The following is a 25003-nucleotide window of genomic DNA, read 5'->3' as shown; positions in this document are numbered from 1 at the left end:
ACGGCCCGGTACATGACGACTCAGTACATGACGGTGGGCAGCGGCACCACCTTGGCGGCGTTGACGTCGAGCTCGATCACGTTGGTGGCCAGCACCATCGCCTGACGGTCGTTGACGAACCGCTCGACGTGCGGCTGGCGCAGGTGGTCGCGGTAGGCCACCTCGTCGCGGTAGAGCTCGTAGACGATGCGCTGCAGCGGGGCCGACTTCACGGAGTGGCAGGCGTAGACGAGCGTGTCCGGCTCGCCCCTGCGCACGGCCTCAACCGTGGCCTCGGCCAGCCGGTCGAAGGCCTCGCCCGCGCCGTCCATGAGCGTGAAGACGGTGAGCATGCCGTAGATCGTCGGCGAGAGCTTGCCCGAGCCGCCCTGCTGCTGGGAGGGCGAGAAGAGGTCGGCGCCGGGGAAGACCGCGCCGGTGGCGGGCGCCGGCGGCGCCAGGTTGTAGTCGGGGCGCTGGGGCGGTGCGCCGTTCATGATGTAGCCGGTGGAGGGGCCGTCGTCGGGCGGCGGCGGCGCCATGCGGGAGGCGTAGTCGACCTCGCGGTCGCCCGCACGATATTCGGCCACCAGGTCGCCGAGCCCCGACGACCTGCGCGGCGGCTGCGGCGGCTGCGGCGGCAGGTCGGCGGCCGGCACCGGCTCCGGCATGCCGTGGTGCCCCGGCACCTCGTCGCGGAACATTGGGCGCTCGTCAGGACCGTCCTCGCCGGCCAGCGCGCGATCGGCGCGGCGCGCGGCGAACTCCTCGCGGCGCTGGGCCCGCTCGTCGCGGCGCGACGCGCGGTCGTCGCGGTCGTGCCGGTCGTCGCGGTCGTCGAAGTCGTCCTCGTCGTCGTCCTCGTACGGCGCCAGCGGCCGCAGCACCGTGTACCAGACCGCCGCCCCCGCGACGGCGAGCAGCGCGGTGGTGAACAGGGCCGGCACGGAGAACCGCATCGCGCCCACGAGCGCCAGCCCCGACGGCACGATGACCACGGTGGCGTGGAGGTTGTCGGTGTCGTACTCGTCGCCGTTGCGCCAGCGCAGCCCGGCCACGACCAGCATCGCCAGCATGATCAGCACGGCGACGGCGTGGACGCCGGTGAGCAGGTAGTTGGGGACGATGTTCCAGTGGGCCGCGGCGGTGGGCAGCGACGTGCCCATCTCGTCGGTCTTCAGCGGGTCCCAGACCATGATGACCGTGGCGACGACGGTCAGGGCGATGCCGAGCAGCCACGCGAGGAACCTCGGCGGCACCTTCTCGGCCAGCAGCTGCACGAGCCCGACGGCCAGCCACAGGGGCGCCAGCATCGATCCCGTCACCTGGTAGATCCGGAACGTGACGGAGCCGAAGCCCATGAAGGACCCGAGTGCGATCACGGCGAGTGACAGGCAGAGCCCGGCGACTGCAACGGTCCAGGCGACCAACCACCCCTCAGGCTCGTCGCGCAGGCGTTGGATCAGGGCGGCCGCGGCGATCGCGGACAGGATCGCACCGGCGAGAGCTATGACAGCAACGAGGATCTCCATGGTGACTCCAATGCTGCCGGACGATGCCTCCCAGCCGGTAGCCGAAGAGGGAACGGGTCGGTCCACCACGGTATAGGCCGATTACGCCTAGTCATGCATGACTTCCGTGGATTGTGGATTTTCCGGTTGATTTCTAGAGTGTTCGAGCACGCCGCACCCCTTACCCCTAGGGATACCGGATGCCTGACTCGTCGCCGTTCGCCGGGCTGCTGGCGCCAGCTGTGGCCGGCCCTGCCCGGACGGGCGAGCTCGCCGTGCGCGAAGACGTGCCCGACGACCTCCGTACGCTGGTGATGCACGCCAAGAACGGATGCACGCAATCCTTTGGCACGCTCTACGACCGTTACGTCGACCTGGTCTACCGCTACATCTACTTCCGGGTGGGCTCGCACCCGCTGGCGGAGGACCTCACCAGCGAGACCTTCCTGCGCGCGCTACGCAGGATCGGCGACTTCACCTGGCAGGGGCGCGACTTCGGAGCCTGGCTCGTGACCATCGCGAGGAACCTGGTGACCGACCATTTCAAGTCGGGGCGCTACCGGCTGGAGATCCCCACGGGCGAGGTGATCGACGTTCCGCTCGACGGCTCCCACATTCCCGAGAACGCCGTGGTCACGGCCATCATCAACGATCGGGTGCTGCGTGCCGTACGAGATCTCAATCCCGAACAACAGGAATGCGTCGTCCTGCGCTTCCTGCACGGCCTCTCGCTCGCGGAAACCGCGCTGATCATGGGGAAGAAGAGTGGAGCGATCAAAGCGCTGCAGTTCCGTGCCGTCCGCGCGCTGGCCAGGGCTCTCAAGCACGACCTGGCGTAACCTCCGTCATCGACCCCTCATCAGACCAGGTGTCATAACCGTGTCGGTGGGAGAGCCGTCATGAAGGGCGCGCGCGAGCGGCGGGTACGCGTGCTCGCGCACCTCACCGAGCTGAGCGAGCTGCCGCTCGGCGGCCTGCCCGAGCCCGCGTTCAAGGAACGGCTGCGCGCCGAGCTGATGTCGGGCGCCCTGGCCGCGGCCGAACCCGACGCGCCCGAGGAGCGGGCCGCCGGGAGGCCGCGGCCGCTCCTGGGCGGGCTCCTGGGCGGGCTCCTGGGCGGGCGCGGACGCCGCCGCCGGTCCAGAGGGCGTCCCCTGCTGTCCCAGCTCGCCACCGTGGGCCTGGTGGCCGCGCTCATGGTGTCCTCCTTCGCCACCTACCGCGCGGTGCCCGGCGACTCGCTCTACCCGCTCAAGCGCGCCGCGGAGACCACGCTCGTCCGCCTCACGTCCGACGACGCGGAACGCGCGGCGCGCGAGCTCGACTCGGCCAAGGCCCGCGCCAAGGAGGTCGCCACCCTCCTCGGCTCGTCGGTCGACGGCCCGCTCGTGGACGAGACGCTCAAGGACATGGAGGAGTCCACGCGCGCGGGCATCAGCCGGCTCGAACGCGCGGAGCCGCGCTCGCCGAAGATCAAGAAATTCGCGCGGGACCAGAAGGAGGCCGTCAAGCCGATGCTTCAGCAGCTCGACGAGGATCAACTGGCCCAGGCGGAGGGGTACCTCAGCTACATCGAAGGTCTGGCCGCCCCCGAGTAGGTAGCTAAGCTGAAGCCCATGTGGCGGCTCATGCGACGACGACAGGAAGTGCGGCCGGAGGTCGCAGGTGAGGCGGCCGCACAGGCGGCGGTGACCGTCGCGCCTGCCCAGCCCGATCTCGAGAGCGCGGCCTTCTTCGACGTCGACAACACCATGATGCGCGGCGCGTCGATCTACCACTTCGCCCGCGGGCTGGCCACGCGCGGCCTGTTCACCACCTCCGACCTGGTCAGGTTCGCCGTCGGGCAGGCCGTCTTCCGGCTGCGCGGCAACGAGAACCCCGAGCACATCGCGGTGGCCAGGGAGACCGCGCTGGCGTTCGTCGCGGGCGCCAAGGTCGACGACGTCGTACGCCTCGGCGAGGAGATCTACGACGAGGTCATGGCCGACCGCATCTGGGGCGGCACCCGCGCGCTCGCCCAGAGCCACCTCGACGCCGGCCAGCGCGTCTGGCTGGTCACCGCCACCCCCATCGAGCTGGCCAGGGTCATCGCCCAGCGGCTCGGCCTGACCGGCGCGCTCGGCACGGTCGCCGAGACCAGCAACGGCGTCTACACCGGCCGGCTGGTCGGCGACCTGCTCCACGGCCCGGCCAAGGCCGAGGCGGTGCGCGCCCTGGCCCGCAGGGAGGGCCTCGACCTCAGCCTCTGCACCGCCTACAGCGACTCGGCCAACGACCTGCCGATGTTGTCGCTGGTCGGCAACGCCGTCGCCATCAACCCCGACAGCGAGCTGCGCGAATACGCGCGCAAGCACGACTGGCCGGTCAAGGACTTCCGCACCGGCCGCAAGGCCACGATGACGGCGCTGCCGATCGCGGCCGGCGTGGGCGCGGTCGCGGGCGGCGTCGCAGCGGGCATCGCCCTGCGCCGCCTCTACCGCGGCCGCCCCTGACTCACCGCAGCTGACTCACTTCAGCTGGCTCACTTCAGCGTGCCGAACAGCTTGGCCGCTTCCGGCTGCTTCCACCGCAGCCGGTTCGGGTCCTGCGGATACGGCTCCCCGGGCACCGACACCGTGGTCATCGTGGTGCTGGCGAGCTGGGTGGCCAGCTCGTACATCTCCTCGACGCTGAGGTCCGTCCTCACCGCCCCGCGCACCGCCGACAGGAAGGCTCGGAGCTTGGCGGGATCGGAGACGAGCTGCCGCTGGGCCTTGTCCAGCATCGCCCGCGCGAGCCCCTGCTGCCGCTTGATCCGCGCGACGTCCGAGCCGTCGCCGTAGTGACGCAGCCGGGCGTAGCCGAGCGCCTTCTCGCCGTCGAGCAGTTGCTCGCCCGCCGGCAGCCTGAGCTTCGCGGCGCGGTCGTTCACGGGCCTCGGCACCTTCATCCGCACGCCCCCGAGCGCGTCCACCATGGTCTTGAAGCCGGCGAAGTCCACCTCGACCGTGTGGTCCAGGCGCAGCCCCGTCAGCTTCTCCAGCGTCGACCTGAGGCACGTGGCGCCACCGTCGGCGTACGCGGAATTGATCATGGTGACCCGATCCGGCGTCGACCCGCACGGGACCCGCACCATCGAGTCCCGCGGGACGCTGACCACGGTGGCCCTGCCCCTGTCGGCCGGCAGGTGGACGATGATGATGGTGTCGGACCGCTGGCCTGAGCCCTGCGACTGCGGCCCGTACTTCACGTTGCCAGGACCGTCCCGGGTGTCGGAGCCGATCAGCAGCACGTTCATGGCGCCGCTCATGTAGCCCCCGCCGCCGACGGACGGCGCGGCCACGGGGAAGCCGGTGATGAATGCCGTCGTCACCGCCACGACGGCGGCCGTGGCCGCGGAGACGAGCGCGGCCATCGGCCACCTGCGCCGGGGGCGGCCGCGCAGGAAGCCCGTGCGGTGGCGGACGAGGGTGGCGGGTGGCCGGTGCTCCAGCTCGGCCCCGAGGTCGCGGAGCAGCTTCAGGTCGTCCATCGTCACTCCTCCTCCAGGGGGTTGGTGTCGCCGAGCGCCGCGCGTACCTTCCGCCTGCCCCTGTTGAGGCGGGAGCGCACGGTCCCGACAGGGATGCCGAGCGCTCGCGCGGCCTCCTCGTACGTGAGGTCGCCCCAGGCGATCAGCAGCAGCACGTCGCGGTCCCTGGCGGGCAGCGCGGCCAGGGCGCCGGCCAGCTCCGCGCGGACGGCACGGGCGGACACCCCGGCCGCCACCCGGTCGGCGGGCGACTCCACCTCGTGGTCGACGGGGGCGCGCAGGAGTGCGCGGTAGCGGGCCGCCTCCTTGCGGTGGTGCCGGGAGATGAGCTTGGTGAGGATGCCGAAGAGCCACGGCCTGGCGTCCGGGTAGGCCAGGTCGTAGCTCTTCCTGCGGGAGAAGGCGACCAGGAAGGTCTCGCCGACGAGGTCCTCGGCGGGTTCCGGGCCGAGGCGTCTGGAGGCGTACCTGAAGAGCATGGCGGAGTAGCGGTCGAAGAGCTCGGCGAACACCTCGGGTTCTGTCAGCGAGGCGCTCACGAGCTCGGCGTCCGCACCCCTGACGGCGGGTTGCGTGATCATCTCCGCCCTTCTGCGGGGAATGGGTCACGGATGTCTTGCCACAACCCGCCGTCCGGGTTCAGAGAGTGTTGAGCCGGCCCCCCGTCACAGTCGCGCCGGCGGCGTCAGAGGAGCGGGGGGAAGGCGTGGCCGCGCCGCAGCCGCAGCTCGTTGAGCAGCTGCTGGATGACCTCGCGCACGTGGTCGGTGATGTTGAAGACCAGCATGGGGTCGTCGGCGGCCGACGGGTCGTACTCGTCGGTGCGGATCGGCTCCCCGAACTCGATCATCCACTTCGACGGCAGCGGCACCAGGCCGAGCGGCCCGAGCAGCGGGAAGAACGGGGTGATCGGCAGATAGGGCAGCCCCAGCAGCCGGGCCAGCGACTTGAGGTCGCCGATCTTGGGGTAGATCTCCTCGGCCCCGACGATCGCGGTGGGCACGATCGGCACGCCCGCGCGGATCGCGGAGGCCACGAAGCCGCCGCGGCCGAAGCGCTGCAGCTTGTAGCGCTCGGAGAACGGCTTGCCGACGCCCTTGAAGCCCTCGGGGAACACCCCGACCAGCTCGCCCTTGCGCAGCAGCCGGTCGGCGTCCTCGCGGCAGGCCAGCGTGTGGCCGGTCTTGCGGGCCAGGTGGCTGAGCAGCGGAAGCTGGTAGACCAGGTCGGCGCCGAGCAGCCGCAGCGGCCTGGCGGCCTCGTCGTGCAGCGCCACCTGCAGCATCAGCGCGTCGACCGGCAGCGTGCCGGAGTGGTTGGCGACGATGAGCGCGCCGCTGTCGTCGGGGATGTTCTTCAGCTCGAGCGTCTCGACCCTGAACCAGTGGCGGTAGAGCGGCCTGAGCAGTTCGAGCACGACCTTGTCGGTCAGCTCGGGGTCGTAGCCGAACTCGTCGACCTCGTAGTCGCCGGTGACCCGCCGCCTGATGAAGGCGAGCGCCTTGGCCACGGGGTCGGGCTCGTCGTACGACGGCGCCGCGGTGATGGGGATCACCCGGCCTTCCTCTTCTGGCGCTGGGCGCGGAACGCTCATACGTGAACACTTCCCAGCGGACGCAGCCCGCGCGAGCGCAGGAAGTCGTCGAACGCCGCACCGGTGCTGAACTTGGGCTTCCAGCCCAGCTCGGCCTCCAGGTGGGCGGTGTCGACCGCGCGGCCGTGGCTCATCAGCCGTAGCTGCTCGGGCGAGTATTCGACCAGGCCGAGCCGGCGCGCGGCACCGCCGAGCACGGTGAAGGCGGGCGAGATCAGCGGCAGCGAGGGCCGCCCTGCCCGGCGCGCGCACTGCGACAGCAGCAACACGCCTGCCCCGGCCACGTTGTACGTGCCGGGGTGATCCTCGGTCGCCATCCGGCGCAGCACCTCGACCGCGTCGTCCTCGTGGACGAACTGCAGCCGCGGGTCGAAGCCGAGCACGGTCGGCAGCACCGGCTGGGTGAAGTAACGCGTCAGCGGCGAGTCGACGCCTGGACCCATGAAGTTGGCGAAGCGCAGCAGCGACACGGTGACGTCGGGACGCCGCCGCGCGAAACCGCGTACGTAGCCCTCGACCTCGGCCGCGTCCTTGGCATAGCCGTGGACGGGGCCGTCATGCGGCTCCAGGTCCTCGGTGAACACCGCGGGATCGCGGGGAGACGAGCCGTAGACGGCGGTGGTGGATCGCACCACCACGCGCCGCACGGTCGCCGACCGCTGGCAGGCACCGAGCAACTGCATGGTGCCGATGACGTTGTGCTCCTTCATGGCAGCCCTGCCCCCATTGCGTGAGGGAGCGCTGACGAGGCTCATGTGCACAACGGTGTCGATGTCCGCGGCCGCGATCACCTGGGCGATGTCGGGGCTGCGCAGATCCACCCGGACGAACTCGGTCCGGCCGAGTGAGATGCCGCCGTCTCGCGTGAGCGAGGGGGGCGGCACGGTGTCCACTCCGATGACACGGCTGATGTCCGGGTCCGCCGCCAGAACGCTCGCCACCCGGGCGCCGATGTGGCGCGAGACCCCGGTGACAAGCACGGTGTGGGTCATCAGCGCCTCGCAGCTGCGTCGGTTACTTCTTGTTGCGCCGCTGGATGCGCGTCTTCTTGAGCAGCTTACGGTGCTTCTTCTTAGCCATCCGCTTGCGGCGCTTCTTGATCACAGAGCCCACGGGACCCCCAGGTACTGATAGCACGTTTGAATCGGAGTGCGAGCGCACACCGGCTCACAGACTACCGGCGATCCACGGTAGATCGCCCCTCGGGGGGTGAGCGCCCGGCCGTACCAGCGGGCGGCCGGGGCTCTCCCGCGACACACTCACGACACGTTCGGGCGTGTCGCTACGTCATCCTGCCTCGATGTAGGCCTCCCGGAGATAATCGTGTACCGCCTGCTCAGGCACCCTGAACGAGCGGCCGACTCGGATGGCCGGCAGCTCGCCGGAGTGGACGAGCCGGTACACCGTCATCTTGGACACCCTCATGACCGTCGCCACTTCTGCGACGGTCAGGAACTTCACCTCGCTGAGAGGTCTTTCGCCTGCACCCATCGGACGCCTCTTCCGCACGTGTTTCCGGGTTATCCCCACTGGTGCCATTGCTCACGCACGTGTACTGCCGTCAGCGTAAGTCGGGACTCCGAGTGCGCAAACCCCCTATTTTTCCAGCCGACGGAGCCACCTGTCAGCCGAACCAGCGAAATCGCTGGCCAACCGCCTGGCCAAGCACCTCGCCTGGACGCTGGAACTGTCCAAGCTGCCACACATAAGAGTCGCCGGAGCCCTGCCAAAAGTTGGCAAAGGGACAGCGAGCCCCTTGGAATGCAGGCGCGAAAAGACGGTATGGGGAGGGCCGTTATCGACTCAAAGGGCTCGTGAGACTTCTGTGACTAGCCGCTCCGTCAACGGAGAGTAATAGCGGGGTAGCACGTTGTCGTCAAGTGGCACGACCACGTCAAGCTTGCCCTCCGCCTCCCCGACGAACAGCCCGGGGTCGTTGCAGTCGGCGAAGGCCACCGTCGGCACGCCCGCCTCGCCCGCCGCTCCGGCCCAGCCGTGGTCGGCGATCACCAGGTCGGGCAGGTCGCCGCCCAGCTCGTCCAGCATGTGACGCATCGGGATCGCGTCGTGGGTGTGCACGAGCGCGCCCCTGTCGTCGAGCATCGCGACGTCCTGGAGGTAGCGGATCCTGCGCGGCCTGCCGAAGCCGGAGCCCACGTACGACCAGCCCTCGGCGGGGGTCAGCAACCGCGCGCCGTGCGCCGCGCAGAAGGCGGCCAGCGGCAGGTGCACGGCGAGCAGGCCCGTGGGGTGGCCGGTGGCGAACAGGACGCGGGGCTCGGGCCGCGCGAGCACGGCGGCGATGCGCTCGGCCATCGCGTCGAGCGCGTCGATGGTCAGGTCGGGGTCGATGGTGTCCTGGCCGTGGCGGTGGTCGGGGTCGGCGACGACGCCCGCGGACTTGGCCATGAGGGCCAGGATGTCGCGGTAGGACCACGGCTGGTCGAAGGTCAAGCCGAGCGCGTAGTAGGGGTCGCCGTTGGCCAGCGAGCTGTAGTGGTCGAGGTTGTTCTCGCGAGAGGTCGCGACATCGCCGGCGATGCGGCTGTGAACAAGGTGATCTCGAAGTTCGTCGCGGCTCAGCACTGCTTCATTCCTCGTCAGGGCATCGGATCGAGGCCGTGCAGGGGGAACACCGCTTGCCGGGTCGCCATGACAGCACGGTCAATGGGGTCCGCTGGATCATAACCACCAGACAGGTCGCTGAATTCCGGATGGCGGCCGTCTGTCATGGTGAGCGGTGGTGTCTCCCCCGTACGCTCGCGGACGAACCTGCGCCACTCCTCGGGCGTCGGCGTGGCCGGATCGATCGGATGCCCGGCCAGCTCGGCCAGCAGATGCGTCCACACCCGCGGCACCACCTGCACCAGCTCGTAGCCGCCACCGCCGGTCGCGATCCAGCGCCCGCCCGCCGTCTCGTGGGCCAGGCGGTGCAGCGCCTCGTAGGCGGCCCGCTGGCCGTCGACGCTCAGCATCAGGTTGGCGAGAGGGTCGAGCGCGTGGCTGTCGCAGCCGTGCTGGGTCACCAGGATCTCCGGCCCGAACTCGTGCAGCAGCGGCGGCACCACCGCGTGGAAGGCCCGCAGCCAGCCCGCGTCGCCGGTGCCGGCCGGCAGCGCGACGTTGACCGCCGTGCCGTCGGCGCCGGTCTCGTGCGGGAAGCCGGTGCCGGGGAACAGCGTGCGCGGGCTCTCGTGCAGGCTGATCGTCAGCACCCTGGGGTCGTCGTAGAAGATCGTCTGTACGCCGTCGCCGTGATGGACGTCGACGTCCACGTACGCGACGCGCCTTACTCCCTGCTCCAGCAGCCACGCGATCGCCAAAGCGGGGTCGTTGTAGACGCAGAAGCCGCTCGCCAGGGCCGGCATCGCGTGGTGCAGCCCGCCCGCGACGTTGACGGCGTGCTCGGCCGTGCCCTCCCAGACCGAGCGGGCGGCGGCCAGCGAGGCGCCGGCGATGAGCGCGCTGGCCTCGTGGACGCCCGCGAAGGCCGGGTTGTCGGTGGTGCCGAGCCCGGCGCTCATGTCGGGCAGGCCGGAGGCGGAGACGCGCTTGACGGCCTCGATGTAGCCGCGGGCGTGGACCCGCGCCAGCTCGTCGTCGCTCGCCGGCTCACAGCCGGCCAGATCGACCTTGTCGAGCACGCCCATCTCGCGGGCCAGCGCCATGGTCAGCTCGACGCGCACGGGCGCCAGCGGATGGCTCGGGCCGAAGTCGTAGGTGGTCAGAGCGTCGTCCCAGATCACCCGTGCCGAACGGCTCATGCCAACCCCTCTGCCGCCTGCCCTCGCCTTGCGCCGACGTTACCGCAGCGCAGACCGCTGGTTGTAGCCCGGCCTCAGGCGGCCTGAAAGATCACGTCGATATCTAAATCTCGTGCTTTAGGGTCTTAGCGTGCACTTAGCACGGACGTTCATGAACATCGTGCGGTTCTTCCGGCGGCCCACGGTGTCCGACCGCACGCTGGTGATCGTGCTGTGCCTGCCCGGGCTGATCAGCGTCGTGACGGGCGTGCTGGGCATGACGGAGATGCTCCCGGGCAACGTCACGTACCTGCTGGGCACGTTGTTCCTGCTCATGCGCCGCAACCGGCCGCTCCTCACGACCGGCGCGGTGGTCGCCGTGGACGCCGTCTCGATGGCGACCGGCCTGGTGACCGGCTCGAACGTGCACAGTGCCGTCATGCTCTACAGCCTGGGCCGCTACACGGCGGGCCGCGCCACCGCGATCGCCTCCGCGGCGTCCTTCGCCCTGTACGCCGTCGCCATGGAGATCGGCAGGCCCGGCGTCAACAGCTGGCTGAGCGCCCTGTTCCTGGTCGGCGTGTTCGTGGGCGCCGGCCAGCTCGTCCGGCTCAGGACCGAGCTGCGGGAACGCACCACCCGCGAGGCCGCCGACGCCGCCGTACGCGCCGAGCGCAGGCGCATCGCCAGGGAGCTGCACGACGTGGTGGCGCACCACATCACCGTGATCAACGCGCTGGTCGGCGGCGCCAGGGCCACGCTGCCGCCCGAGCAGCAGGTCACCAGGGAGGCGCTGGAGAGCGCCGAGCAGACCGCCCGCCAGGCCATGTCGGAGATGCGGCGGCTGCTCGACGTGCTCAGGGCCGAGGGCGGGGAGGGCGCGGACGCGGCGACGGGGGTCGGCACGGACCGGTTGCCCGCCCTCATCAAGGAGGCGGGGTCGGCGGGCCTGCCGGCCGCCCTGACCGTGACGGGCGAGCCCGTCGAGCTGCCCGCCGCCGTGGACCACGCCGTCTACCGGATCGTCCAGGAGGCGCTGACGAACACCCGCAAGCACGCCGTCGGCGCCAGGGCCAGCGTGCTGCTGACCTATGATCCGGAGGCCGTGGAGGTCGAGGTGCTCGACGACGGCGTGGCCAAGAACGACGGCACGCCCCCGGGCTTCGGGCTGGGCGGCATGGCGGAGCGGGTGGCCCTGTGCGGCGGCCGGCTCTCGACGGGGCCCAGGCCAGAAGGAGGATTCCGCGTGCACGCCCGCATCCCGCTGGAGAGCGCATGACGGCCGCGATCAGGGTGCTGCTCGCCGACGACCACGCGCTCGTGCGCAGGGGCTTCAAGCTGATGCTGGACGCCCAGCCCGATCTGGGCGTGGTCGGCGAGGCGGCCGACGGCGAGCAGGCGGTGGAGCTGAGCCGGCGGCTGCGGCCCCACGTGGTGCTCATGGACCTGCACATGCCCGGCATGGACGGTGTGCGCGCCACCGAGCTGATCACCGCCGAGCTGCCGCAGGTGCGGGTGCTCGCGCTGAGCACGTTCGACCTGGACGAGAACGTGGTGGCGGCACTGCGTGCGGGCGCCGACGGCTTCCTGCCCAAGGACGTCTCCCCCGAGGAGCTGATCGAGGGCGTCCGCGTCGTGCACCGCGGCGAGTCGGCCGTCGCGCCCCGGCTGCTGACCCGGCTGATCGGCACGTACGTCCGCACCACGCCGCCGCGATCCACCCCCGCCGAGCTGGCCGGGCTGACCGTGCGCGAGCAGGAGATCCTCGTGCTGATCGCCCGCGGCCGCTCCAACACCGAGATCGCCGCCGAGCTGTCCGTCTCCCCCTCGACCGTCAAGAACCACGTGACGAGCCTGTTCGCCAAGATCGGCGTCAGGGACCGGGCGCAGGCGGTGATCGCCGCGTACGAGGCGGGCCTCGTCCGACCCGGAGAGTAGGACCAGGGTCCCAGAACGCCGCCGCGCGAACGGTCCGCGGGCAGGAGGTGATCGGGGGCGCGCGACGGCACCCTTGAGTCATGACCGCGATTCGGGCAACCAACCTGAGCAAGCGTTACGGCGGCACCGTGGCCGTCGACGACCTGTCGTTCGACGTCGAGCCCGGCAGGGTGACCGGCTTCCTCGGCCCCAACGGGGCGGGCAAGTCGACCACCATGCGCATGATCCTCGGGCTCGACCACCCCTCCGGCGGCTCCGTGCTCGTGGACGGCAAGCCGTACGCGGAGCTGAAGCACCCCCTCCGCAAGGTCGGCGCGCTGCTGGACGCCAAGGCCGTGCACGGCGGGCGCAGCGCGCGCAACCACCTGCTGGCCATCGCCCAGAGCAACGGCATCCCGGCGAGCCGCATCGACGAGGTGCTGGAGACCGTCGGGCTGAGCGGCGTGGCGAAGCGCCGCGTCGGCGGGTTCTCCCTCGGCATGGCGCAGCGCCTGGGCATCGCCGCGGCGCTGCTCGGCGACCCCGAGATCCTGCTGTTCGACGAGCCGGTCAACGGGCTCGACCCCGACGGCATCCTGTGGATCCGCACCTTCATGCGCGGGCTGGCCGCCGAGGGGCGGACCGTGTTCGTCTCCAGCCACCTCATGAGCGAGATGGCGCAGACCGCCGACCACCTCATCGTGATCGGGAAGGGGCGGCTCATCGCCGACACCAGCGTGCCGGAGTTCATCGGGCGCAGCTCCCAGGGCTACGTACGGGTCCGCTCGCCCCGCCTGGCCGAGGTCGCCGAGCTGGTCAAGGTGGGCGAGCTGCACCCCGACCACCTGCGGGTGACCGCGATGACCACCCTCGAGATCGGCACGCTCACCGCGCGGGCGGGGCTGCCGCTGGAGGAGCTGACGTTCGTGCAGCCCTCGCTCGAAGCCGCGTACATGGAGCTCACCAAGGACAGCCTGGAGTACTCGTCATGACCGACATCCTGAGATCGGAATGGACCAAGATCCGTTCGGTGCGCTCCACGATGTGGACGCTCGGCGTCACCTTCCTGCTCATGGCCGGCTTCGGCACGCTGCTGGGCGTCGCCGCCACCGCCAGCGGCAGCGGGCCGATCCCGGCCGAGGAGGCGCTCTCCATGAGCCTCGCCGGTGCGCTGTTCGCCACGCTCGCCCTGGCCACGCTGGGCGTGCTGGTGATCTCCAGCGAGTACCGCACGGGAGGCATCAGGACGTCGCTGATGGCCGTGCCTCAGCGGTACAAGCTGCTGACGGGCAAGCTGGTCGTGTTCACCGCGACGGCGCTCGTGGTCAGCGCGCTCTCCTCGGCCGCCGCGCTCGCCATCGGCGTGGCCATCATGCAGCCCACCGGGCTGGAGATCGGCGACGCCGTACGCGCGGGCCTCGGCAGCACGCTCTACCTGACCGCGTGCGGGCTGTTCGGGCTGGGGCTCGGCACGCTCGTCCGGCACACGCCGGGTGCGCTCCTGTCGGCCGTCGCGCTGATGCTGGTGCTGCCGCAGCTCACGAACATGCTGCCGGGGGCCTGGGGTCAGACCGTGTCCGACTACTTCACCACCAACGCCGGGTCCCTGGTGGTCTTCGGACAGTCCAGCGAGTCGCTGGGGACGTGGAGCGGGTTCGGCGTCTACCTCGTGTGGATCACCGTGACGGTGCTGGCGGGGGCCGTACTGATGCGGCGGCGCGACGCCTAGAACGTCTCACTCGGCGCGCAGGGCGACGACCGGATCCATCCGGCCCGCCCTGCGCGCCGGCGCGACCGGCGCACTTCAGCGCAGTCTTGGCCCAGAGGTCAGCCGGAGGCGAGTTCGCGGCCCCGGTCGCGGGCGGCCTCGATGGCCGCGAGGAAGGCCGCGCGTACGCTGTGGCGCTCCAGCTCCGCGATGGCCGCGATGGTCGTGCCGCCCGGCGAGGTGACCGCCTCGCGCAGGATGACCGGGTGCTCGCCCGAGTCGCGCAGCATCACCGCCGCCCCCACGATCGACTGGGTGACCATGTCGAGGGCCGCCGCGCGCGGCATGCCCAGCAGGATGCCCGCGTCGACCATGGCCTCGACCAGGTAGAAGAAGTAGGCGGGCCCGCTGCCGGACAGCGCCGTCGCGGCGTCCTGCTGCGACTCGGGGATGCGCAGCACCTTGCCGACCGGTCGCAGCAGCCCCTCGGCGAGCCTGAGATGCTCCTCGCCGGCGTGCGCCCCCGCCGAGATCACGCTCATCGCCTCGTCGAACTTGATCGGCGTGTTGGACATCACGCGCACCACCGGGACCTCCACCCCCAGCCGCTGCTCGACGAACGACGTGGTGATGCCCGCGGCGGCGCTGATCACCAGCGTCTGCGCCGGCACGTAGGAGGCGATCTCGGCCAGCAGATTGCCCATGTCCTGAGGCTTGACGGCGAGGATGAGCGTGTCGGCGGCCTTGGCGGCCTCGGAGTTGGACACGACGCGCACGCCGTACGTCTCGCGCAGCGCCTGGGCCCGCTCCTCCCTGCGCGTGGTCGCCAGGATGTCGCCCGGCTTGAACCCGGCGCGCAACAACCCGGACAGCAGGGCCTCACCCATCTTGCCCGTGCCCAGAATCGCGATCATCTTCGGAGCCCCTCGTACGGAACGGACGCAGATCCAGGTCTCGCAGCTTATCGGCTACCGCCGCGACAGCAGCGAACGCAGGAAGAACGTCAGGTTCCTCGGCCGCTCGGCGAGGCGGCGCATGAGGTAGGGGTACCAGTCGGAGCCGTACGGGACGTAGACGCGCACCCGCGCGCCCAGCCCGGCCAGGCGGCGCTGCTCGTCGGGGCGCACGCCGTACAGCATCTGGTGTTCGAAGCCGGTCGCGTCGCGGCCGGCCAGCTCGGCGAGCGTGGCGGCGATGCGGATCAGCCTGGGGTCGTGGGTGGCGACCATGGGGTAGCCGGTGCCGGACATGAGGACTTTCAGGCACCGTACGTAGGAACGGTCGATGTCGGCCGGCCTGGCGTAGGCGCCGGGCGCGGTGTAGGCCCCCTTGCACAGCCGTACGCGGGCGCCGCCGAGCTTCTCGCACCGGTCGAGCGAGTCGGGCAGGTACGACTGCACCACCACGCCCACGTCGGGATGCTCGCGGCGCAGCGCGGCGTGCACGGCGTGCAGCCCGGCGATCGTGTCGTGCTCCTCGGCGTCGAGCGTCACCGTGAGCTCCCGCTGCGCGGCGGCGGCGCAGATGGCGCCGGCGTGTTCGAGCGCGAGCCGCTGCGACAGCCGCAGCCCGAGCGCGGTGAGCTTGACCGACACGTCGGCCCCCGCGGGCAGCAGGTCGAGCAGCGCGAGGTAGTGGGCGACGGCCTGTCCCGCCGCGGCCTCGTCGGTGACCTCCTCGCCGAGGTGGTCGACGCTGACCAGCAGCCCCTCGCGGGTCAGCGCGCCGACCACGCGGGCGACGTCGTCCGCGACATAGCGATCGACCACGTCCGCGGTCAGCGGCGAGGTGGTGACGAGCCGTTCGGCGCGCCGGCTCTTGGAGAGGGCGAGCATGGCCTGACGGAGCACGAGATCCACACTAATCACTCGAACCGCTCCGCTTGAACCGCTGGGGAGCGGAATCCGTCCTAGGGGTATGCGGACAATGACAGCGACTCTCCTGGCCGGATGTCTCGCGCTCGCGACGGGCTGCGCCGCCGCGCCGTCGCCGGAGCAGCAGCGGGTGGCCGCCACGACCCCCGGCAGGCCACCGGTCGTGTCGGAGCCGGTGACCACGGCGCCCACGAAGAAGCCCCAGGTGGTCAAGCCGCGGGGCGACGCGATCAACGTGCGCAAGGTCCGCTGGACCAAGGCGAAGCCGGTCGACAAGGGCCGGAAGGTCCAGCTCACGTGGTGGTCGGGGGTGGAGCCGTGCACGGTGCTCGACCGGGTCAGGGTGAAGGAGACCGCCAAGAAGGTCACCGTCACCCTGTACGAGGGCACCGCCGCCAAGGCGAGGAACACGGCCTGCATCATGATGGCCGTCGAGAAGACCACGACGGTCAAGCTCAAGAAGCCGCTGGGCGAGCGCAAGCTGGCCGACGGCGCCAAGAAGTAGATCCTCCTCGAACGGGGTCCGGCACGCGCCGGGCCCCGTTCTCGCGTCCCTGAGATGTCCCTGAGTCGCCCCTGAACCCGGAACCCGGGCAGGCCCGGTCTCGTTGGCCCCGGTGTGCGTCTTCTCCGCTGTTCGTGCTCGTCAGAGGGAATGCGTCCGCGCTCAGGGGGGTTGAGTCAGGTAGGCTCAAGTCGTTTGACAAAGGCGACACCCATCCATAGGTTGAGTCCAAACGACTCAACTTTGACTACAAGGACGTACTCATGGCACGTGCGGTAGGTATCGACCTTGGGACGACCAACTCCGTCGTCTCGATCCTCGAGGGCGGTGAGCCCACCGTCATCGCGAACGCGCAGGGCTCGCGGACCACCCCGTCCGTGGTCGCCTTCGCCAAGAACGGCGAGGTCCTCGTCGGAGAGGTCGCCAAGCGGCAGGCCGTCACCAACGTCGACAGGACGATCCGTTCCGTCAAGCGCGAGATGGGCACCAACTGGTCCCAGGAGATCGACGGCAAGAAGTTCTCGCCGCAGCAGATCAGCGCCTTCGTCCTGCAGAAGCTCAAGCAGGACGCGGAGGCCTACCTCGGCGAGAAGATCACCGACGCGGTGATCACCGTCCCCGCCTACTTCAACGACGCCCAGCGGCAGGCCACCAAGGAGGCCGGCACCATCGCGGGCCTCAACGTGCTCCGCATCATCAACGAGCCGACCGCCGCGGCCCTCGCCTACGGGCTCGACAAGGAGCAGGACCAGACGATCCTGGTCTTCGACCTCGGTGGCGGCACCTTCGACGTGTCGCTGCTCGACGTCGGCCAGGAGGACGGCCACGGCTTCGTCGAGGTCAAGGCCACCTCCGGTGACAACCACCTCGGTGGTGACGACTGGGACCAGCGCATCGTCGACGAGCTCGTCAAGCGCTTCCAGAACGCCCACGGCGTCGACCTCGCCAAGGACAAGATGGCGCTCCAGCGCCTGCGCGAGGCGGCCGAGAAGGCCAAGATCGAGCTGTCCAGCCAGTCCGAGACCAACATCAACCTGCCCTACATCACGGCTTCCTCCGAGGGCCCGCTGCACCTCGACGAGAAGCTGACCCGCTCCGAGTTCCAGCGGCTGACGGCCGACCTGCTCGAGCGCACCAAGGGCCCGTTCAACCAGGTCATCAAGGACGCCGGCATCAAGGTCTCCGACATCGCCCACGTGGTGCTGGTCGGCGGCTCGACCCGCATGCCCGCCGTCTCCGACCTGGTCAAGGAGCTGACCGGCGGCAAGGAGCCCAACAAGGGCGTCAACCCCGACGAGGTCGTGGCCATCGGCGCCGCGCTCCAGGCCGGTGTGCTCAAGGGCGAGGTCAAGGACGTCCTGCTGCTCGACGTGACCCCGCTGTCGCTGGGCATCGAGACCAAGGGCGGCATCTTCACCAAGATCATCGAGCGCAACACGACGATCCCGACCAAGCGCTCCGAGGTCTTCACCACGGCCGAGGACAACCAGCCGTCGGTGCAGATCCAGGTCTACCAGGGCGAGCGCGAGATCGCTTCCTACAACAAGAAGCTGGCCACGTTCGAGCTGACCGGCATCGCGCCGGCGCCGCGCGGCATCCCGCAGATCGAGGTCACCTTCGACATCGACGCCAACGGCATCGTCAACGTCTCCGCCAAGGACCTGGGCACGGGCAAGGAGCAGACGATGACGATCACCGGCGGCTCCGCGCTGCCGAAGGACGACATCGAGCGGATGATGCGCGAGGCCGAGTCGTACGCCGAGGAGGACAAGAAGCGCCGCGAGGAGGCCGAGGTCCGCAACAACGCGGACGGTCTGGCCTACCAGACGGAGAAGTTCCTCCGCGAGAACGACGACAAGGTCCCCGGCGACATCAAGACCGAGGTCAACGACGCCCTCGCCGAGCTGAAGAAGGCTCTGGAGGGCACCGACACCGACGTCATCCGCACCTCGGCGGAAAAGCTCGCCACCGTGAGCCAGAAGATGGGCTCGGCCATCTACGCCGCCAGCCAGGGCCAGCAGGCCGGCCCTGAGGGCGCCCCGCAGGACGCCTCGGCCGGCCAGGACAGCCAGAAGGCCGACGACGACGTGGTCGAAGCCGAGATCGTGGACGACGACCAGCCGAAGAAGGACCAGTGATGCCGCCGCGTGACAACGGGCACGAGGAGCCGGTGATCCGCGACAACCGCAAGATCGACCCTGAGACGGGCCAGGTCAAGGACCAGCCGCCCGCCGAGCAGCCGCAAGAGGCGCCCGGCGACCTGCTGGAGCCGCAGGACGGCGAGCTGGCGGCCCAGCTCGCCGAGCGGACGGCCGACCTGCAGCGTCTCCAGGCGGAGTACACGAACTACCGTCGCAGGGTCGAGCGCGACCGCGTGGCGGTCCGTGAGCAGGCGGTCGCCGGGGCGCTCACGGAGCTCCTGCCCGTCCTCGACGACATCGGCAGGGCCCGCGAACACGGCGAACTGACCGGCGGTTTCGCCAAGGTCGCCGAGTCGCTGGAGTCCGTGCTGACCAAGCTGGGCCTCAGCGCCTTCGGGCAGAAGGGCGACCCGTTCGACCCGACCGTCCACGAGGCGCTGATGCACAGCTACTCGACGGAGGTGACCGAGCCGACCGCGGTCGAGGTGCTGCAGCCTGGATACCGGATGGGTGACCGGGTGCTGCGCCCCGCGCGGGTGGCCGTCGCCGAGCCGGAGGACGCTCCCGCGGCGTCCGATGACGACGAAGAAAACTGACCACAAGGACGAAGGGCCGTAGATGAGCACCAAGGACTACCTGGAGAAGGACTACTACGCCGTCCTTGGTGTGCCCAAGACCGCCACCGCCGAAGAGATCAAAAAGGCCTACAGGAAGCTGGCCAGGCAATACCACCCCGACACCAACCAGGGCGACTCGACCAAAGAGACCAAGTTCAAGGAGGTCTCCGAGGCTTACGACGTCCTGTCCGACGCCAAGCGCCGCAAGGAGTACGACGAGGCGCGCACGCTGTTCGGGTCCGGGGTGGGGGCTCAGCGTCCCGGCGGCGGTGGCGGTTTCCCGTTCGACTTCGGCGACCTGTTCGGCGGCACCAGCCAGCAGGGTCCCGGCGGGAGCGCGGGCGAACGGCTCGGCGACCTGTTCGGCGGGCTGTTCAACCGGGGTGGCGCCGGAGGCCGCACCACCGGCGGCACCACCCGGGCGCGGCGTGGCCAGGACATCGAGTCCGAGGTGACGCTGACGTTCACCGAAGCCGTCGAGGGCACCACCGTCTCGCTGCGGCTGACCAGCTCCGCCGCCTGCACCGCGTGCAGCGGCACCGGCGCCAAGGCGGGCACGACCCCCAGGGTCTGCCCCACCTGCGAAGGCACCGGCGCGGCCAGCCGCAACCTGGGCAACTTCGCCTTCTCCGAGCCGTGCCGCGACTGCAAGGGCCGCGGGCTGCTGGTCGACGACCCCTGCCCCGTGTGCGAGGGCAGCGGCCGGGCCAGGAGCACCCGCACCATCCAGGCGCGCATTCCCGCCGGCGTGGCCGACGGCCAGCGGGTCAAGCTCAAGGGCAAGGGCGCGCCGGGCGAGAACGGCGGTCCGGCGGGCGACCTCTACATCCAGACCCACGTCAAGCCGCACTCCGTCTTCGGCCGGTCGGGCGACAACCTGACGATCACCGTGCCGGTGACGTTCACGGAGGCCGCCCTGGGCGCCGAGATCAAGGTGCCGATCCTCAAGGGCATGCCGGTCACGCTGCGCATCCCCGCGGGCACCCCCAACGGGCGCACGTTCCGCATCCGTGGCAGGGGTGTCACGAGGAAAGACGGCACCAAAGGCGACCTGCTCGCCACTGTCGAGGTGCTCGTGCCGAAGACGCTCGACGACAAATCGCGCGAGCTCCTCACCGAGTTCAACACCGCGACCGCGGGTGAGGACCCGCGCGCCGAGCTGATTCAGCGAGCCAGAAGCGAGTGAGCGGATGGACGCCAACTATTTCGACCTGTCTGACGACACCCCTGTCTACGTGATCTCGGTGGCCGCGCAGCTGTCGGGGCTGCACCCGCAGACCCTGCGGCAATATGACCGGCTCGGCCTGGTCAGTCCCGGCCGCACGGCGGGGCGCGGCCGCCTCTACTCCACAAGAGACATCATCCAGCTCCGCGAGGTGCAGCGGCTCTCCCAGGAGGAGGGCATCAACCTCGCGGGCATCAAGCGGATACTCGAGCTCGAGAACGAAGCTCTCCGGCTGCGCGAGGAAGTGCACCGCCTGCGCGCCGAGATGCGGATGGTCAAGGCGCTGATCCGCTACCAGCTGCCACCGGGGGCGTAAGAAACCATGGACTACAAGCTCACCCAGAAGAGCCAGGAAGCGCTCTCGGGTGCCATGCGGCGTGCCGCCGCGGAGGGCAACCCCGAGATCGCTCCCGCTCACCTGCTCAGCACGCTGCTCTCGCAGACCGGGGGCACGGCCGTGCCGCTGCTGGAGGCCGTGGGGGCCGACTGGCGGGCGCTGCGGTCGCGCACCGAGGAGCAGCTCGCCGCACTGCCGAAGGCGCAGGGCGCGACGGTGGGGGCGCCGTCGAGCTCACGCCAGCTGCTGACCGTCATGAACACCGCCGCCCAGCACGCCAACCGGCTCGAAGACCTCTACGTCTCGACCGAGCACCTGCTGGTCGGCCTGGCGGCCGACGGGGGCCAGACCGCCGACCTGCTGAAGTCGCAGGGCGCGACCCCGCAGGCGCTGCTCGACGCCTTCGAGAAGGTACGCGGCCACGCCCGCGTCACCAGCGAGACGCCCGAGGACACCTTCCAGGCCCTGGAGAAGTACGGCGTCGACCTGACCGAGCGGGCCCGCGGCGGCAAGCTCGACCCGGTCATCGGCCGCGACACCGAGATCCGCCGCGTCGTCCAGGTGCTCAGCCGCCGCACCAAGAACAACCCGGTGCTCATCGGCGAGCCCGGCGTCGGCAAGACCGCGGTCGTCGAGGGCCTGGCCCAGCGCATCGTGGCCGGCGACGTGCCCGAGTCGCTGCGCAACAAGCGGCTCATCTCGCTCGACCTGGGCGCGATGGTGGCCGGCGCGAAATACCGCGGCGAGTTCGAGGAGCGGCTCAAGGCCGTGCTCTCCGAGATCAAGGAGAGCAACGGGCAGATCGTGACGTTCATCGACGAGCTGCACACCGTCGTCGGCGCGGGGGCCGGCGAGGGCGCCATGGACGCCGGCAACATGCTCAAGCCCATGCTGGCCCGCGGCGAGCTGCGCATGATCGGCGCGACCACGCTCGACGAATACCGCGAGCGCATCGAGAAGGACCCGGCGCTGGAGCGCCGCTTCCAGCAGGTCTACGTCGGCGAGCCCACGGTCGAGGACACCATCGCGATCCTGCGCGGGCTCAAGGGCCGCTACGAGGCACACCACCAGGTCCAGATCGCCGACAGCGCGCTGGTCGCCGCCGCCGCGCTGTCCGACCGCTACATCACCAACCGCTTCCTGCCCGACAAGGCCATCGACCTCGTCGACGAGGCCGCCTCGCGGCTGCGCATGGAGATCGACTCGCGTCCCGTGGAGATCGACCAGCTCCAGCGCAGCGTCGACCGGCTGAAGATGGAGGAACTGGCGCTGTCGAAGGAGACCGACGAGGCCTCCGTCCAGCGGCTCGAACGCCTGCGTCAGGAGCTGGCCGACCGCCAGGAGGAACTCAACGCCCTCGTCGGCCGCTGGGAGCACGAGAAGGCCGGGCTCAACAAGGTCGGTGAGCTGAAGAAGCAGCTCGACGAGGCGCGCGGCGCGGCCGAGCGGGCCCAGCGCGACGGCGACTTCGAGGCGGCGTCGCGGCTGATGTACGCCGAGGTGCCCCGGCTGGAGCAGGCCCTCAAGGCCGCCTCCGAGGCCGCGCCGCCGGAGAACGCCATGGTCAAGGAGGAGGTCGGGGCCGACGACATCGCCGAGGTGATCTCGTCGTGGACCGGCATCCCCGCCGGGCGGCTCCTGGAGGCCGAGACGACCAAGCTGCTGCGCATGGAGGAGGAGCTGGGCAGGCGGCTCATCGGGCAGCGGCCGGCCGTCCAGGCGGTCTCCGACGCCGTACGCCGCAGCAGGGCCGGCATCGCCGACCCCGACAGGCCCACCGGCTCGTTCCTGTTCCTCGGCCCGACCGGTGTGGGCAAGACCGAGCTGGCCAAGGCGCTCGCGGAGTTCCTGTTCGACGACGAGCGGGCGATGACCCGCATCGACATGAGCGAATACTCCGAGAAGCACAGCGTGGCCAGGCTCGTCGGCGCGCCTCCCGGCTACGTCGGCTACGAGGAGGGCGGCCAGCTCACCGAGGCCGTCAGGCGGCGCCCGTACACCGTGGTGCTGCTCGACGAGGTCGAGAAGGCGCATCCCGAGGTGTTCGACATCCTGCTGCAGGTGCTCGACGACGGGCGGCTGACCGACGGTCAGGGCCGTACGGTCGACTTCCGCAACACCATCCTCATCCTGACCTCCAACATCGGCTCGCAGTTCCTGGTCGATCCCAGCCTGGAGAACGGCGCCAAGCGCGAGGCCGTCATGGGGGCGGTGCGCAGCTCGTTCAAGCCGGAGTTCCTCAACCGGCTCGACGACGTGATCCTGTTCGACGCGCTCGGCTCCGAGGAGCTGGCCCAGATCGTCGACCTGCAGGTCGAGCGGCTGGCGCGGCGCCTGGCCGACCGCCGGCTGCGGCTGGAGGTCACGCCCGCCGCCCGCGAGTGGCTGGCCCTGACCGGCTACGACCCGCTCTACGGCGCCCGCCCGCTGCGCCGCCTGGTGCAGTCGGCCATCGGCGACAAGCTCGCCAAGGCCGTGCTGTCGGGCGAGGTCGTGGACGGCGACGAGGTCAAGGTCGAGCTGGGCGACGACGAGCTCCTCATCCAGCGCGCCGGCTGACGGAAACGCGTTCGGGGCCCGGAGATCTCGCGAGATCTCCGGGCTTCGGCGTGTCATGCCAGGGTCATCGGGTCCGGCGTTCGGTAAGGTTCGCCCCACTCTTCGGACAAGCCGCCTCCCCCGCTCATGATCGCTGACTACGTTGTGCGTTCGTCAGTGCACCGACATCGATGAGGGGGACGTGCGGTGTCATTCCAGAAGATCCGGAGCACGATCGCGGTGGCCGCGGCGGCCGTGGGCGTCAGCTGGCTGTGCGCGGGTCCAGCGGCGGCCCGGACGTGCGCCCGCACAGAAGGGGCGCTCCTGCCGCCCGCCCTGGCCCAATGCGGCGGCCACACGGGCATCCAGCTCGACGACCCGGGCATCGGCGCCACCAGGGTGGTCGCGTCGGAGACCGCCAAGCTGGCCATGGCGGCCGGCGACACGGCCAGGCGGCTCGGCCTGACCGGCCTGGCGACCGGCAAGCAGGCGCTCGGCATGAGCGACCTCGGCGGGGTGGCGGCGACGTGGGGCATGCCGCCCCTGGTGGGCTCGCCCGCGCTGCTTCCCCTGGTGCCGGAGCCGCGCACGATGAAGGACGTCACCACCATGCGCGGCGTGCCGGCGCTGCCCGAGCTGCCCAAGGTGCCGCTGGCGGGCAAGCCGCCCGCGAGCAAGAAGGCGCGCAACGCGCCCCCGCACGGCACCATCGCGGGCACCGGCCTCGACTCGCCGATGAAGCTCCAGGAGCCGGTACGCCAGGTCGGTTCCCAGGTCATCAGCGAGGTGCTGCCGAAGGCGTTCGAGGCTCTGCAAGGCACGAAGTTCGCGCCCGGCGGCGGCTCCATCGTCAGCGGCTTCAGCAGCCTGTCCGGCCTCACCCAGGGCCTCCCTCTCCCCCTGGGCTGACCGGCGCCCCTGAGCACCCTGAGGCGCCCCTGAGCCGCGTCCCGAACAGGCGGGCGACGAAGCCGGGGGCCACGGGGGGCGCCGGGACACCTGTCCGGGCGTGGGTCGTGCCTGCCGCGCCCGGCCTCCAGGCCGGAGGGACCGGGACCACCCGGCCCTCCGGCCGCCCCTCACCCACCCGCGCAGAAAGAAGGCGGGCACGGGTCAGGGAGCCCTGCCGGTGCGGCGGGCTCCTCTGGACGCGCGGTCGTCAGGAGACGAGCTCGTCGAGCTCGTCTTCCGGCAGCCCGAGATCGACCCTGATGCGGTAGCGGGTGCGCAGCACCGCCACCTGCTCTGGATCGTTCTCATCGCAGCCGAGGGCGGCCTGGGTGGCCCATTCGAGCCCCCCTTGCAGGTCGCCGTAGGCCACGAGCGTCTCGGCGATCGTGTGAGCGGTCGCCGTGGAGACGTTGCCTTCCGCGCGTATCGTCTCGATGACCTCCCTGGCCTCGTCCGGCCGGTCGAGCTCGAAGAGCGTGTCGGCGATGCCGGCACGCGCGTCGAAGCCCGCGTCTCCGCCGTCCTCGACCGCGCGCTGGAAACACTCCATCGCACGGGCGGGCTGTCCGGCCGCTCGCCATTCCTCGGCGGCGAGGACCAGGATGGATGCCCTGGAGACGTCGCCGGACGAATAGTCGAGCGCGACGTCGTACAGCCGACTGGCCAGCGAATCGTGGTCGTCGGCCAGCAGGGCCTGCTCGAGCAGACGATCAAGGTGCTCACGGGTCACATGCGCCACACCGCGAGACTACCGAGCCACCCGGCTGTTTGCCCGGTCAATCCGCATCGCCGGTCACGTGCAAATTCGGTAACGTCTCGTCCAATCCCGTGCACGCAATGCGTATCTGCCCA

25 protein-coding genes and 1 pseudogene are annotated in these 25003 nt (G+C 70.5%); 14 read left to right on the top strand and 12 right to left on the bottom strand.

The features are described from left to right. Positions 1-20 precede the first annotated feature (20 nt). The gene (locus ABZW11_RS12195) at positions 21-1511 is read right to left on the bottom strand and encodes an antibiotic biosynthesis monooxygenase (protein ID WP_355415493.1); all 1491 of its coding nucleotides are present in this window, start codon (positions 1509-1511) and stop codon (positions 21-23) included. A gap of 179 nt (positions 1512-1690) precedes the next feature. On the opposite strand from ABZW11_RS12195, the gene ABZW11_RS12190 reads away from it, so the two are divergent. From ABZW11_RS12190 to ABZW11_RS12180, 3 genes are read left to right on the top strand one after another with little or no spacing between them, the layout of a single operon-like run. Next, the gene (locus ABZW11_RS12190) at positions 1691-2329 is read left to right on the top strand and encodes a sigma-70 family RNA polymerase sigma factor (RefSeq protein ID WP_355415491.1); all 639 of its coding nucleotides are present in this window, start codon (positions 1691-1693) and stop codon (positions 2327-2329) included. A gap of 60 nt (positions 2330-2389) precedes the next feature. Further along, complete coding sequence (locus ABZW11_RS12185; RefSeq protein ID WP_355415489.1) at positions 2390-3088, top strand: DUF5667 domain-containing protein; 699 nt, start codon at positions 2390-2392, stop codon at positions 3086-3088. 30 nt (positions 3089-3118) lie between these two features. Further along, positions 3119-3982: an HAD-IB family hydrolase gene (locus ABZW11_RS12180; RefSeq protein ID WP_355415487.1), complete on the top strand. Its 864-nt coding sequence runs from the start codon at positions 3119-3121 to the stop codon at positions 3980-3982. A 29-nt stretch (positions 3983-4011) separates the two neighbouring features. Here the strand turns inward: ABZW11_RS12180 and ABZW11_RS12175 are convergent, their stop codons facing one another. From ABZW11_RS12175 to ABZW11_RS12140, 8 genes are all read right to left on the bottom strand, one after another. Further along, positions 4012-5001, bottom strand: coding sequence for an LCP family protein (locus ABZW11_RS12175; RefSeq protein ID WP_355415485.1), 990 nt, complete (start codon positions 4999-5001; stop codon positions 4012-4014). 2 nt (positions 5002-5003) lie between these two features. Further along, on the bottom strand, positions 5004-5582 hold the full coding sequence (locus ABZW11_RS12170) for an RNA polymerase sigma factor (RefSeq protein WP_355415483.1): 579 nt from the start codon (positions 5580-5582) through the stop codon (positions 5004-5006). A 104-nt stretch (positions 5583-5686) separates the two neighbouring features. Further along, a complete protein-coding gene (locus ABZW11_RS12165; protein ID WP_355415482.1) occupies positions 5687-6556 on the bottom strand; it encodes a lysophospholipid acyltransferase family protein in 870 nt (289 codons plus the stop codon). Between the two features lie 35 nt (positions 6557-6591). After that, positions 6592-7587, bottom strand: coding sequence for an NAD-dependent epimerase/dehydratase family protein (locus ABZW11_RS12160; RefSeq protein WP_355415480.1), 996 nt, complete (start codon positions 7585-7587; stop codon positions 6592-6594). A 22-nt stretch (positions 7588-7609) separates the two neighbouring features. Beyond that, a complete protein-coding gene (locus tag ABZW11_RS12155; protein WP_018654693.1) occupies positions 7610-7708 on the bottom strand; it encodes an AURKAIP1/COX24 domain-containing protein in 99 nt (32 codons plus the stop codon). A gap of 174 nt (positions 7709-7882) precedes the next feature. Continuing rightward, positions 7883-8086, bottom strand: coding sequence for a helix-turn-helix domain-containing protein (locus tag ABZW11_RS12150; protein WP_026214222.1), 204 nt, complete (start codon positions 8084-8086; stop codon positions 7883-7885). A 312-nt stretch (positions 8087-8398) separates the two neighbouring features. Then, on the bottom strand, positions 8399-9181 hold the full coding sequence (locus tag ABZW11_RS12145; protein WP_355415478.1) for a phosphatase: 783 nt from the start codon (positions 9179-9181) through the stop codon (positions 8399-8401). Positions 9182-9195: 14 nt separating this feature from the next. Then, positions 9196-10359, bottom strand: a complete 1164-nt coding sequence (locus tag ABZW11_RS12140) for an acetoin utilization protein AcuC (protein ID WP_355415476.1) — start codon at positions 10357-10359, stop codon at positions 9196-9198. A 130-nt stretch (positions 10360-10489) separates the two neighbouring features. Between ABZW11_RS12140 and ABZW11_RS12135 the strand changes: the two genes are divergently transcribed. The 4 genes from ABZW11_RS12135 (at position 10490) to ABZW11_RS12120 (ending at position 13984) form a co-directional block, all read left to right on the top strand. Beyond that, positions 10490-11617, top strand: a complete 1128-nt coding sequence (locus tag ABZW11_RS12135; RefSeq protein WP_355415474.1) for a histidine kinase — start codon at positions 10490-10492, stop codon at positions 11615-11617. Beyond that, positions 11614-12276, top strand: a complete 663-nt coding sequence (locus ABZW11_RS12130; protein ID WP_355415472.1) for a response regulator transcription factor — start codon at positions 11614-11616, stop codon at positions 12274-12276. The genes ABZW11_RS12135 and ABZW11_RS12130 overlap by 4 nt, the downstream gene beginning before the upstream one ends. A gap of 80 nt (positions 12277-12356) precedes the next feature. Continuing rightward, the gene (locus ABZW11_RS12125; RefSeq protein WP_355415470.1) at positions 12357-13247 is read left to right on the top strand and encodes an ABC transporter ATP-binding protein; all 891 of its coding nucleotides are present in this window, start codon (positions 12357-12359) and stop codon (positions 13245-13247) included. After that, positions 13244-13984 carry an ABC transporter permease subunit gene (locus ABZW11_RS12120; RefSeq protein WP_355415468.1) on the top strand — a complete coding sequence of 247 codons (741 nt, stop codon included), beginning with the start codon at positions 13244-13246 and terminating at the stop codon, positions 13982-13984. Before ABZW11_RS12125 ends, ABZW11_RS12120 begins: the two co-directional genes overlap by 4 nt. A 98-nt stretch (positions 13985-14082) precedes the next feature. Here ABZW11_RS12120 and proC read toward each other — a convergent pair whose 3' ends face one another. Together proC and ABZW11_RS12110 are read right to left on the bottom strand one after the other, a co-directional pair. Beyond that, positions 14083-14877 (bottom strand): pyrroline-5-carboxylate reductase, encoded by a 795-nt coding sequence (gene proC / locus ABZW11_RS12115; protein ID WP_355415466.1) that lies wholly within the window; start codon positions 14875-14877, stop codon positions 14083-14085. A 54-nt stretch (positions 14878-14931) separates the two neighbouring features. Next, entirely contained in the window at positions 14932-15813 is an 882-nt protein-coding gene (locus ABZW11_RS12110) for a proline dehydrogenase family protein (protein ID WP_355415547.1), read from the bottom strand. Positions 15814-15889: 76 nt separating this feature from the next. On the opposite strand from ABZW11_RS12110, the gene ABZW11_RS12105 reads away from it, so the two are divergent. From ABZW11_RS12105 to ABZW11_RS12075, 7 genes and pseudogenes are all read left to right on the top strand, one after another. Further along, a complete protein-coding gene (locus ABZW11_RS12105; RefSeq protein WP_355415464.1) occupies positions 15890-16342 on the top strand; it encodes a hypothetical protein in 453 nt (150 codons plus the stop codon). Positions 16343-16605: 263 nt separating this feature from the next. Further along, entirely contained in the window at positions 16606-18480 is a 1875-nt protein-coding gene (gene dnaK, locus ABZW11_RS12100) for a molecular chaperone DnaK (RefSeq protein ID WP_355415462.1), read from the top strand. Then, positions 18480-19079, top strand: a complete 600-nt coding sequence (gene grpE / locus ABZW11_RS12095; RefSeq protein WP_355415460.1) for a nucleotide exchange factor GrpE — start codon at positions 18480-18482, stop codon at positions 19077-19079. The genes dnaK and grpE overlap by 1 nt, the downstream gene beginning before the upstream one ends. Positions 19080-19101: 22 nt before the next feature. Next, on the top strand, positions 19102-20286 hold the full coding sequence (dnaJ, locus tag ABZW11_RS12090) for a molecular chaperone DnaJ (protein ID WP_355415458.1): 1185 nt from the start codon (positions 19102-19104) through the stop codon (positions 20284-20286). Positions 20287-20290: 4 nt separating this feature from the next. Next, positions 20291-20572 (top strand): annotated as a pseudogene (locus ABZW11_RS12085) (helix-turn-helix transcriptional regulator); the annotation flags it as partial. Positions 20573-20647: 75 nt separating this feature from the next. Then, positions 20648-23221, top strand: a complete 2574-nt coding sequence (clpB, locus tag ABZW11_RS12080) for an ATP-dependent chaperone ClpB (RefSeq protein WP_355415456.1) — start codon at positions 20648-20650, stop codon at positions 23219-23221. 186 nt (positions 23222-23407) lie between these two features. After that, the gene (locus ABZW11_RS12075; RefSeq protein WP_355415454.1) at positions 23408-24109 is read left to right on the top strand and encodes a hypothetical protein; all 702 of its coding nucleotides are present in this window, start codon (positions 23408-23410) and stop codon (positions 24107-24109) included. A 250-nt stretch (positions 24110-24359) separates the two neighbouring features. Here the strand turns inward: ABZW11_RS12075 and ABZW11_RS12070 are convergent, their stop codons facing one another. Continuing rightward, positions 24360-24890: a tetratricopeptide repeat protein gene (locus ABZW11_RS12070; RefSeq protein ID WP_355415452.1), complete on the bottom strand. Its 531-nt coding sequence runs from the start codon at positions 24888-24890 to the stop codon at positions 24360-24362. Positions 24891-25003: the final 113 nt, after the last annotated feature.

The sequence above is a fragment of the Nonomuraea sp. NPDC004580 genome (assembly GCF_040609855.1).
GTDB lineage: Bacteria > Actinomycetota > Actinomycetes > Streptosporangiales > Streptosporangiaceae > Nonomuraea > Nonomuraea salmonea.
This window is presented reverse-complemented; position numbering and strand designations above follow the sequence as displayed.